Raw genomic sequence first — 10,510 nt, 5'->3', positions numbered from 1 at the left:
GCCGCAGCCGCTTGCACCAAGATAGCCAAATACGTCGGCGTCGCATCCGTGATGTCGATGTTATGTTCACGGAAAAACTTCAGCAGCTTGTCCCCGTCCATCCGCGTCTCTTCCGGCACGATGTGCAGCGTCAACCCCAGCAGCAGCGCTCCGTAGATTGGCTTCACCGACATGTCGAACACGTACGGCGCCAGCTGCGCCATGTTCCGGTATTCCGGATGCGCCGCATAGATCGGCTCGAACAAGCTCAACGTAAAGTTCACCACGCTCCGCTGCTCGATCATGACCCCTTTCGGCTGGCCTGTCGTCCCCGACGTATAGATCAGGTACGCCAGATTGTCCGCCGTGGACACCGGATCCAGGTTCGCGCCGTCCTCCGCCGGGCCTTCGTACAGCCCCGCTTCGTCCAGGCACAGCACCTCGCCGCGGAACTCCGCCGCTTTAGCCTGCTGCCAGCTCTGCGTCAGCAGCAGCTTCGCTCCGCTGTCCTCCAGCACGAAGCGAATCCGGTCCTCCGGATGCTGCGAGTCGATCGGCACATACGCGCCGCCCGCTTTCAGCACCGCCAGCATCCCGACGATCATCTCCAGCGACCGCTCCACCAGCATCGCCACCGGCTGATCCGCCGTGACGCCATGCGCCCGCAGCACGCGAGCCACACGGTTCGCCCGCTCGTTCAGCTCGCCGTAGGTCAACTCTTTGCCTTCAAAGACGACCGCCACCCGCTCCCGCGAGCGCTCGACCTGCTCCTCGAAGACTGCATACAGCGTCTTGTTTTGCGGATAACGGTCTTCCGCCGTATCGTTAAACTCCGTCTGAAGCTGAATCGCTTCCTCCGGCGTGATCATCTCCAGCTCCGCCAGCTTCGCCTGCGGGCTGTCCGCAATGGCTCCCAGCAGGCGGACGAAATGGCCCGCCATCCGTTCGACCGTTTCGCGCTTGTACAGCGCTCCGGCGTAACGGAGGCTGAACTGCAGCTCGTCATCCGCCTCGGCAGCGTTGAGTGTCAAGTCGAACTTCACCGCATCGTGACCGCTCGGGTAAGGCTTGAACGTCAAGCCTTCGATGCCCAGCTCGCCTTCTTCCGTATTTTGCAGCACGAACATCGTGTCGAACAGCGGACTGCGGCTCATGTCCCGCTTCACATGCAGCTTCTCCACCAGTTCCTCGAACGGATAATCCTGGTGCTCGTACGCTTTGAGCGCATGCTCCTTGATTTCCTGCAAATACCCGAGGAACGTCTTCTCGCCGGCTGGATAGCTCCGCAATGCCAGCGTATTGACGAACATTCCGATCACCGGCTCCAAGTCAGCATGCGGACGGCCTGCAATCGGCGTGCCCACGACGACATCTTCCTGCCCGCTATATTTGTGCAGCAGCGTCATGTAAGCCGCCAGCAGCACCATGTACAGCGTCGAGCCGGTTTGCGCCGCCAGCTGCCGGAGCTTCTCGCTTCCGGCCTGGCCAAGAGTGAACGTCACCGTGTCGCCCTCGAAGCTGCGCACCGCCGGTCTCGGGTAATCCGTCGGCATGTCCAGCACCGGGAGTTCCCCGCGGAACACGTCCAGCCAGTATGCCTCCTGCCGCTTCATCCACTCGCCATGCACGTCCGCCTGCTGCCACGCCGCATAATCCTTGTACTGAATCCGCAGCGGCGGCAGCTCCTCGCCTCCGTACAGCCGCACGAACTCGTCGGTCAGCACGCCCATCGACACCCCGTCGGAGATGATGTGATGCATGTCGAGCATCAGCAGATGACGGTCCGCTCCCAGCTCGATCAAGCCTACGCGCAGCAGCGGCGCCTGCTCCAGATCGAACGGCCTCACGAAGCGGCGGATATGCGCTTCCGCTTCCTCCTCATCCGCCTGCGTAACTTCCAGACGGAACGGCACCTCTTCGGTGGCAACCACCTGCTGCACCGGCTCGCCGTCGATCAGGCTAAAGCCCGTACGCAGCGTTTCGTGGCGCGCAATCAGCCCCCGGAACGCTTCTTCGACACGCTCGCGGTCGAGCGCCCCTTCCACCGTCAGAACCGACGGCATATTGTAGCTGAGCGCCTCGCCTTCGAGCTGATTCAGCACGTACAGCCGCTTCTGTGCCGAAGACGCCGGGTAGTACTCGCTTTCCGCTGTCACCGGAATGGATGCATACGCCACCTGCTCCATCTCTTCGATCACCCGCGCCAACTGCTCGACCGTCGGGTATTCGAAGATACTGCGCAGCGGCAGCTGCTTGTTCAGCTCTTTGTGAATTTTCGAAGCCAGCGTCGTGGCCCGGAGCGAGTGTCCGCCGATGTCGAAGAAGTTTTCCTTCACCCCAACATGCGGGACGCCCAGCACCTCCTGCCAAATCTGCACCAGCTTCGCTTCTACCCACGTCCGCGGCGCGACGTAGTCCACGCCCGTCTGCACGCTTCCTTCCGGCGCCGGCAGCGCCTTGCGGTCGATTTTCCCGTTCGGCGTCAGCGGCATGGACGGCAGTTGTACGAAGTACGACGGCACCATATAGTTCGGCAGCTCCGCCGCCAGCGCGCTTCTCAGCTCGCTCACCGCCACCTCCCGATCCGCCACGAAGTAAGCGCACAGCTGGTTTTGACCGGAGGCATCTTCCCGCGCGATGACGATCGTCTCCTGCACCGACGCAGCAGCCTTCAAAATCTGTGCCTCTACCTCGCCCAGCTCGATCCGGTAGCCGCGGATTTTAACTTGGTGGTCGATCCGGCCCAAATACTCGATTTTACCGTCCGGCATCCATCGTGCGAGGTCCCCGGTCCGGTACATCCGCTCGCCTTCCGCGAACCGGCTCATGACGAACTTCTCTTCCGTCAGCTCCGGACGGTGCAGGTAGCCTCGGGCAAGTCCCGCCCCGGCGACGCACAGCTCTCCCGGCACGCCGACCGGCAGCAAATGACCGTGCGGGTCGACCATGTAGACACGGTGATTCGGAACCGGACGTCCGATTGAGATCATCACGTCCGCCATCGGGTCCGTCGAAACCGGCCAGATCGATGTCGCCACGGAGTTTTCCGTCGGGCCGTATCCGTTGTAGTACATCACCCGGTCTTTCCATTTTTGCACCAATTCCGCCGAAGAAGCGGAACCGGCCGTAAATAGAATGCGCAGGTCCGGCATTCGATCGGGCTCGAGATAGACCGCATAGGTCGGCGGCAGCGCTGCAATAGTGATGCCATGCTCAGCCATATACTTTTCAAACCACTCGTAGTTCAAAATCGTATGTGACGTCGGGATATACAATGTCGCCCCGCAGAACAACGCCTGGAAAAACTCCCAGCAAGCGGCGTCAAACGAGTAGCTCGCGAACTGTACGACTTTGTCGTTCGGCCCGATGTGCAGCGTCCGGTCGAAGTACGTTTTCAGGTTGCACAAACCATGATGCTCGACCATGACCCCTTTCGGCTTACCCGTCGTTCCCGACGTGTAGATGACATAAGCCAAATCGTCCGGTCCCGACACCGGCGTCAAATTCGACCCGTCTTCGCTGTACGCTTCCGTCGCGTCCAGCTCCACGACGGTCCCCTCGAATGCGACGCGATCCCGAAGCCCCCTTTGCAGCAGAAGCAGCTCTGCGCCCGAATCGTCCAGCATATAACGGATGCGCTCCTCCGGATATTCCGGATCGATCGGAACGTACGCGCCCCCGGCTTTCAGGATGCCGACGATGCCGACGATCAGGTCCAGCGACCGTTCGGTCATCAGACCGACGAGGCGGTCCTTCGCGACGCCATGATCCCGCAGCGTGCGCGCCAGCCGGTTCGCCCGCTCGTTCAGCTCGCGGTATGTCAGCCGCTCGCCTTCGAAGTAGACGGCGGTATGATCCGGCGTATGCTCCGCCTGCGCTTCGATCAAGCCGTGAATCGTCTGCTCCCGCGGATAATCCGCCGCCGTGGCATTGAACACTTCGTTGATCTGCGCTTTCTCCTGCGGCGTCACCACTTCCAGCTCGCTGACGCGGATTTGCGGATCGGCCGCAATTTGCTCAAGCACATAGATGAAATGGTGCTGCATCCGTTCGATGTTCGCACGGTCGTACACGAGCGAATTGTATTCAAAACGGAGCTTGACCGCTTCGCCCGGCATGACCAGTAGGTTGAAATCATAGTTCGTCTGCTCGACCATTTGCGCGTCGACGATCTCGAATTGGTCGCGCTCGGCGCTTCCGAGCTGCTCTACCCGCTCTTCCACAGGATAGTTTTCAAAGACCATAATATGGTTGACCAGATCCTGCTTCTGATCGGTCAGCGCCTGAATCTCGTAAAGCGGGTACGTTTCGTAAGCCTGGGAAGCAAGCGCCTGCTCCTGACCTCTTCGCATGACGTCTGCGAACCGCTCTTCCGCCTCGCAGCGGACCCGCACCGGAATCGTATTGATGAACAGGCCGATCATGTTCTCAATTCCCGGAATTTCCGCCGGACGTCCCGATACGACGCTGCCGAACACGGCATCCTGGCTGCCATTGTATTTATGAAGCAGCAGTCCCCATACGGTTTGCAGCAGCGTATGAAGCGTCACCCGGTGCTGCTTGGCAAGCTGATCGATCTTACCGGTTAACGGCTTGCCGAGGTCGCAGAACAACGTCTCGAACTGCTGCCCTTCCGTCATGGTCCGCGGCTTGTCGTTCGGCAGCAGCGTCTGCTGCTCGTAGCCGGCCAGATAGCCGCTCCAATAACGCGCGGCTTCTTCCGCATCCTGCGCTTCCAGCCATTCGATGTATTGGCTGTATGGCGTGACCGGAGCCAGCTCAGGCTGCTTGTGCTGCATGAGCGCGAAGTAGCTTTCGAATACTTCGCCGGTCATCAGCGCCACGCACCAGCCGTCCATCAAAATATGGTGCGAGCTCCACACGAGCCGGTACGTCTCTTCACCCATACGCAGAACCGACACGCGCATCAGCGGATCTTTTTCCAGATCGAACCCTCTGACCCGGTCCTCGCGAATAAACGTATCGAGGTAAGCGGCGCGTTCGGTCTCGTTCATGTCGCGCAGATCCATATAGGCGAACCCGTTGTCTTTGCTGCGGAACACGACCTGTACCGGCTGGTCCTTCCATCCGATGAAGAAGTTCGTCCGGAAAATTTCATGTCTTTGCAGCAGCAGATTCAAGCTGTTCTCAAAAATCCGGACATCCAAGCGTCCCCGCAGCTCGAACGTCGTTTGCTCAAAGTAAGCACCCGATTGCGCGTCCAGCAGGCTGTGGAACAGCATGCCTTTTTGCATCGGCGTGAGCGCATAGACGTTCTCCAGCTCCCCGATCGCTCGGGCGCGTTCCGCGAGCTGCTCCAGCTCCTCGATGGTCAATCCCTTGAGCAGGACGTCGCTTGGCGTCAGCTCCGGCCGTTCTTTCGCCGCGCAGTGGGCGATGACGGTCCGCAAGCTTTCCTCCAGCAGCCCGGCCAGCCGCTCCATCGTTTCCCGGCGGTACTCCTTGCCGCTGTAGCGGATCGTCAATTGCAGCGCGCCTTCCGAAACGAGACCGTTAATGTCCAGCGTGTACTGCTTGGCCGCGTTTTGGCTGAGCTCCGCGCCCGCCGAATAAGGCGATATCCCGATGGCGCTGCTTTGCACGTCCTGATCGAACTGCCCCAAATAGTTGAAGCTGATTTCCGGCTCGGTGACGAAGACGTCGCCTTCCTGCCGCGCCGACAAGTATCTCAGGATGCCGTAGCCGATTCCTTTTTGCGGAATGCGATGCAGCCCTTCCTTGACCCGCTTGATCCGCTGCGCCACGTCCTTGCCTTGGCCCATGTCGAGCACGACCGGGAACTGGCTTGTGAACCAGCCGACGGTACGCGTGATGTCGAGCTCGGGAAGAATGGCCTCGCGGCCGTGGCCTTCCAGATTCACCAGCACCTGCTCGATGCCGCTCCATTCTTGCACGGCCATGCCGAGCGCCGTCAGCAGCAGGTCGTTCATTTCCGTGCCGTAAGCGCGGTGGGCTTTCTTCAGGAGCAGCTCCGTCTCCTGCGGTGTCCAGGTAGCCGTGACGGTCTCGCTATCCCGGTTGAGCGATGGCACGCCGGCAACATCTTTCGGCAGCGGACGATAGTCAGCCCGTTCGATTTGCTGCCAGTACGCCCGTTCGCGTTCCATCGCCAGCCCGTTCGCATAGAGCGTTAGCTGTTCCGCCCACGTCCGGAACGAATCCGTTTTGTGCGGGAAGCGGATCGCTTCGCCGCGAAGCGCCTGCTCGTACCCGGTAGCAATGTCCTCAAACAGTATGCGCCAGGACACCCCGTCGACCACCAAATGGTGGATCGCAATCAGCAGGTGATCGCCGTCCGGGCAGCGGAACAGCCCGAGCTTCATTAACGGCCCGTGTTCGAGATCAATACTCCTTTGAATTTCGTTCGCTTTCGCTTCCACGGCCGCCGCGACATCCGCCGCGCCGCTGAAATCCGACACTTCGAGGCTGAAAAGCTCGCCTTCATTGGTCCCCCGGCTCCAAGCGGCATAGCCGCTGTCGGTTGCCCGGAACACCGTACGCAGCGCGTCGTGATGCTCGGCGATCTTCTTCATCGTCACGCGCAGCGCCGCTTCGTCGAAGCCTTCGTTGCGGTACAGCATAACCGACTGGTTATGATGGTGTGCCTCGGCCAGCTTCTGCTCAAAGAACCAGAGCTGAACCGGCGTCAGCTTCATGTCTCCGACGACTTCGCTTTGATCCGCCATGCGGGTCGCGGACCGGACACGACGGCTCAGGTCGGCCACGGTCGGGTAGGCGAACAAATCCTTCATGTCGAGCTTGTAACCGGCTTGCAGCAGGCGCGAAGCCACCTGCAGCGCTTTGATCGAATCGCCGCCCAGCTCGAAGAAGTTGTCCAGAATGCCGACCTTCTCCACGCCCAGCACGGCCTGCCATACTGCTACCAACGTCTGCTCCGCCGCTGTCTTCGGCGCTGCGTATGCCGCTCCCGCGCGCACCGCGCCTTCCGGCTCCGGCAGCGCTTTGCGGTCCACTTTGCCGTTTGGCGTCAGCGGCAACCGCTCCAGCTTCATCATCCGCGCCGGCACCATATGCGACGGCAGGCTTTGCTCCAGATACGCCTGCAGCTCCTCTACGCTTAGCGTTTCGTCCCCTGCCGCGTAACCCGCCAAATACTTTTGTCCCCGCTCGTCCGTCCGGTCGATCACCACCGCCTGACGTACGCCCGCGAAGCGCAGCATCGCCGTTTCGATCTCCCCTAGCTCGATCCGGTACCCGCGGATTTTCACCTGATGGTCGATCCGCCCGATGAAGTCCACGTTCCCGTCTTCCATCCACCGCGCCAGGTCGCCCGTCCGATACAGCCTCTCGCCAGGCACGAACGGGTTCGGCACGAATTTCTCCGCCGTCAGCTCCGGCCGGTTCAAGTAGCCTCGCGCTACCCCGGCTCCTCCGATGCACAGCTCGCCCAGCACGCCGACAGGCACCGGATGCAGCTGCGCGTCCACGATGTAAAACCGCGCATTCAACCACGCCTGCCCGATCGGCACGCTGCCCGTCTCCGGCAGATTCGTCAGCGGCTCATCGTAGTAGCTCGAATCGATCGCCGCTTCCGTGACTCCGTACGCGTTGATGATCCGCATGGACGAGCCGAACCGCTCCTGCAGCACCCGGTAATCCGTCACGCTGCAGCTGTCCGAGCTCGTAATCAACAGCTCCATCGAGCCGATGTCCAGACCATGATCCGCGATATGCTGCATGAACGGCACGATCAGCGCCGGGGTCGATTCAAACGCCGTAATTTCATAATCCCGTATCCAGCCGTGCAGACGCGTCGGATCGATGCGGTCTTCTTTCGGGCAAATGACCATCATGCCGCCGTTGTACAGCGTCCGCGCGATATCTCCGACGAACACGTCGAACGAGAAGCTCGCCAATTGCAGCAGCCGCACCGGGAACTCGCCAAGACGGTAATCCCGACGGTAGGCCGCCGCCGTGTTGACCAAGCTGCGATGCTCGATCATGACGCCTTTCGGCTGGCCCGTCGTTCCCGACGTATAGATCACGTAGGCGAGGTCGCCCGGCTCGTTCATATTCGGCACGTTCGACGTGTCCTCGGCGTACGCCGACTCGTCGTCCAGGCACAGCACCGCCTCCAGCGCATGCCCTTCGGTCAGCCACGCCTGCGCGCGCTCCTGCAGATGCGTTTGCGTCAGCAGCACGGCCGCTCCGCTGTCCTGCAGCATGAACCCGATCCGCTCGGACGGATAGTCCGGGTCCAGCGGCACATACGCGCCGCCCGCTTTCCAGACGGCCAGCACGGCGACGAGCAGGTCCGTCGAACGGTCGGCCAGAATGCCGACGATCGACTCGCGACCGATCCCGCGCGCTTGCAGCGTCCGGGCCAGCCGGTTCGCCCGCTCGTTCAGCTCGCGGTACGTCAGCTGCGCCCCTGCATAGACGACCGCCGTCTGCTCCGGCACATGCGCGGCCTGCACTTCGAAGCAGGCGTGGAACGTTTGCTCCGGCGCATAGTCTGCCAACTCTGAAGCCGCTCCACGTCTTGCACCTACACTGCCGAAGCCGTCCACCAGCATCGTCCGCTCTTCCGGCGTGATCATCTCCAAGACCGACAGCTTCGCTTGCGGATTGCCGACAATCGAGTCGATCAGCCGGACAAAATGATTCGCCAGCCGCTCGACCGTTTCCCGCTTGTACAGCGCGGTGCTGTACTCGATGCTGCACAGCAGTCCTTCTTCCCGCTCAAGCGCATCCAGGGTCAGATCGAACTTCGCCGAAGTGCTCTCGCTCGAGTAAGGTTTGAAATCGAGCCCCGCGATGCTCAGCTCCACCTGCTCCAGCGTCTTCAATTCGAACATCGTGTCGAACAGCGGATTGCGGCTCATATCCCGGGTCAGGCTAAGCTTCTCGACCAACTCCTCGAACGGATAGTCCTGATGCTCGTAAGCTCCGAGCGCCTGCTCCTTGACTTCCAGCAAATAGTCCGTAAACGTCTTCTCGTCCGCCGGATAGCTCCGCAGCGCCAGCGTGCCCACGAACACGCCGATCAGGCTTGCCAGATCGGCATGCGGCCTTCCCGCAATCGGCGTACCGACGATAAGGTCTTCCTGCCCCGTATATTTGTGCAGCAGCGTTTTATAAACGGCCAGCAGCACCATGTGCAGGGTCGACCCGGTTTGCGCGGCAAGCCGCTTCAGCCCGTCTCGGGCCGCTTGTCCGACGGCAAAATCCAACCGCGCGCCATCAAAACGCTGTACGGCCGGTCTCGCATAATCGGTCGGCATATGGAGCACGGGGATTTCGCCGCGGAAGACGTCCAGCCAGTATGCTTCCTGCTTTTTCAGCCGCTCGCCGGCTTTTTCCGTTTGCTGCCAGACCGCATAGTCCTTGTACTGCACGCGCAGCGGCGGCAGTTCTTGGCCCTCGTACAGCTGCACGAACTCCTTGATCAGCACGCCCATCGACACGCCATCGGAAACGATGTGATGCATGTCGTACAGCAGCAGATGACGTTCCGGGCCAAGCTCGATCAAGCCTACCCGCAGCAGCGGCGCCTGCTCCAGATCGAATGGCCGCACGAATTCGCCGATATGCGTTTCGGCTTCCTCTTCGCTTGCCGCCTTGTACTCTACGGCAAAGTCGACGTTTTCGTAAATCCGCTGCACGACGTCGCCGTCCGCCATCTCGAAGCCGGTGCGAAGCGTCTCATGACGAACAATCAGCTTGCGGAATGCCTCTTCGAGTCTTCCGCGGTCTAGATGTCCCTCTACGAGCGTGACGCCCGGCATGTTGTAGCTCGTCTCCCCGCCTTCCAATTGGCTTAAAACGTACATCCGCTTTTGAGCCGAGGATACCGGATAGTGCGCTCTTTGGCTGGCCTGCGGGATCACCGTGTCAACGTCCTGCTCCATCCCTGCGATGGACTGCGCCAACTGCTCGACCGTCGGGAAGTGGAACACATCCCGAAGCGGCACCTTGACCTGCAGCTCCTGATGCATTTTCGCTACCAGCGTTGTGGCCCGCAGCGACTGTCCCCCGATATCGAAGAAGTTGTCCTGCACGCCGACTCTCGGCAGCTTCAGCACGTCCTGCCAAATTTCCGCCAGCTTCGCCTCAAGCGGTGTCCGCGGCGCCACGTATGCCGTGCCCGTTTCGACTCCGCCTTCCGGCGCCGGCAGCGCTTTGCGATCCAGCTTGCCGTTCGGCGTTAGCGGCATCCGCCCCACCTGCACGAAGTACGACGGGATCATGTACCCCGGCAGCTTTGCCGCCAGCTCACCACGGAGTTCGACTGCGGCAAGCGGCTCGTCCGCCACGAAATACGCGCACAGATCATTCTCGCCGCTTTCGTTCTCCCGCGCGATCACTACCGCTTCCCGGACCGCAGCGACGCTCATCAGGCCGCTTTCCACCTCGCCCAGCTCGATCCGGTACCCCCGGATTTTCACCTGATGGTCGATCCGGCCCATATATTCGATCGTTCCGTCCGGCAGCCAGCGGGCCAAATCGCCCGTCTTGTACATCCGTCCACCAATCTCGTACGGATTCG

General features: G+C 61.2%; 1 protein-coding gene. It reads right to left on the bottom strand.

The window, feature by feature from the left end; genetic code table 11:
- The coding region (locus tag QJ48_RS00020) for a non-ribosomal peptide synthetase (RefSeq protein WP_157261446.1) at positions 1–10,510 on the bottom strand (10,510 nt) is incomplete at both ends.

This window comes from Paenibacillus sp. A3, assembly GCF_001399685.1.
Lineage (GTDB): Bacteria > Bacillota > Bacilli > Paenibacillales > NBRC-103111 > Paenibacillus_G.
The sequence above is the reverse complement of the archived record's forward strand: the minus strand, read 5'-3'. Positions and strand labels throughout refer to the sequence as shown.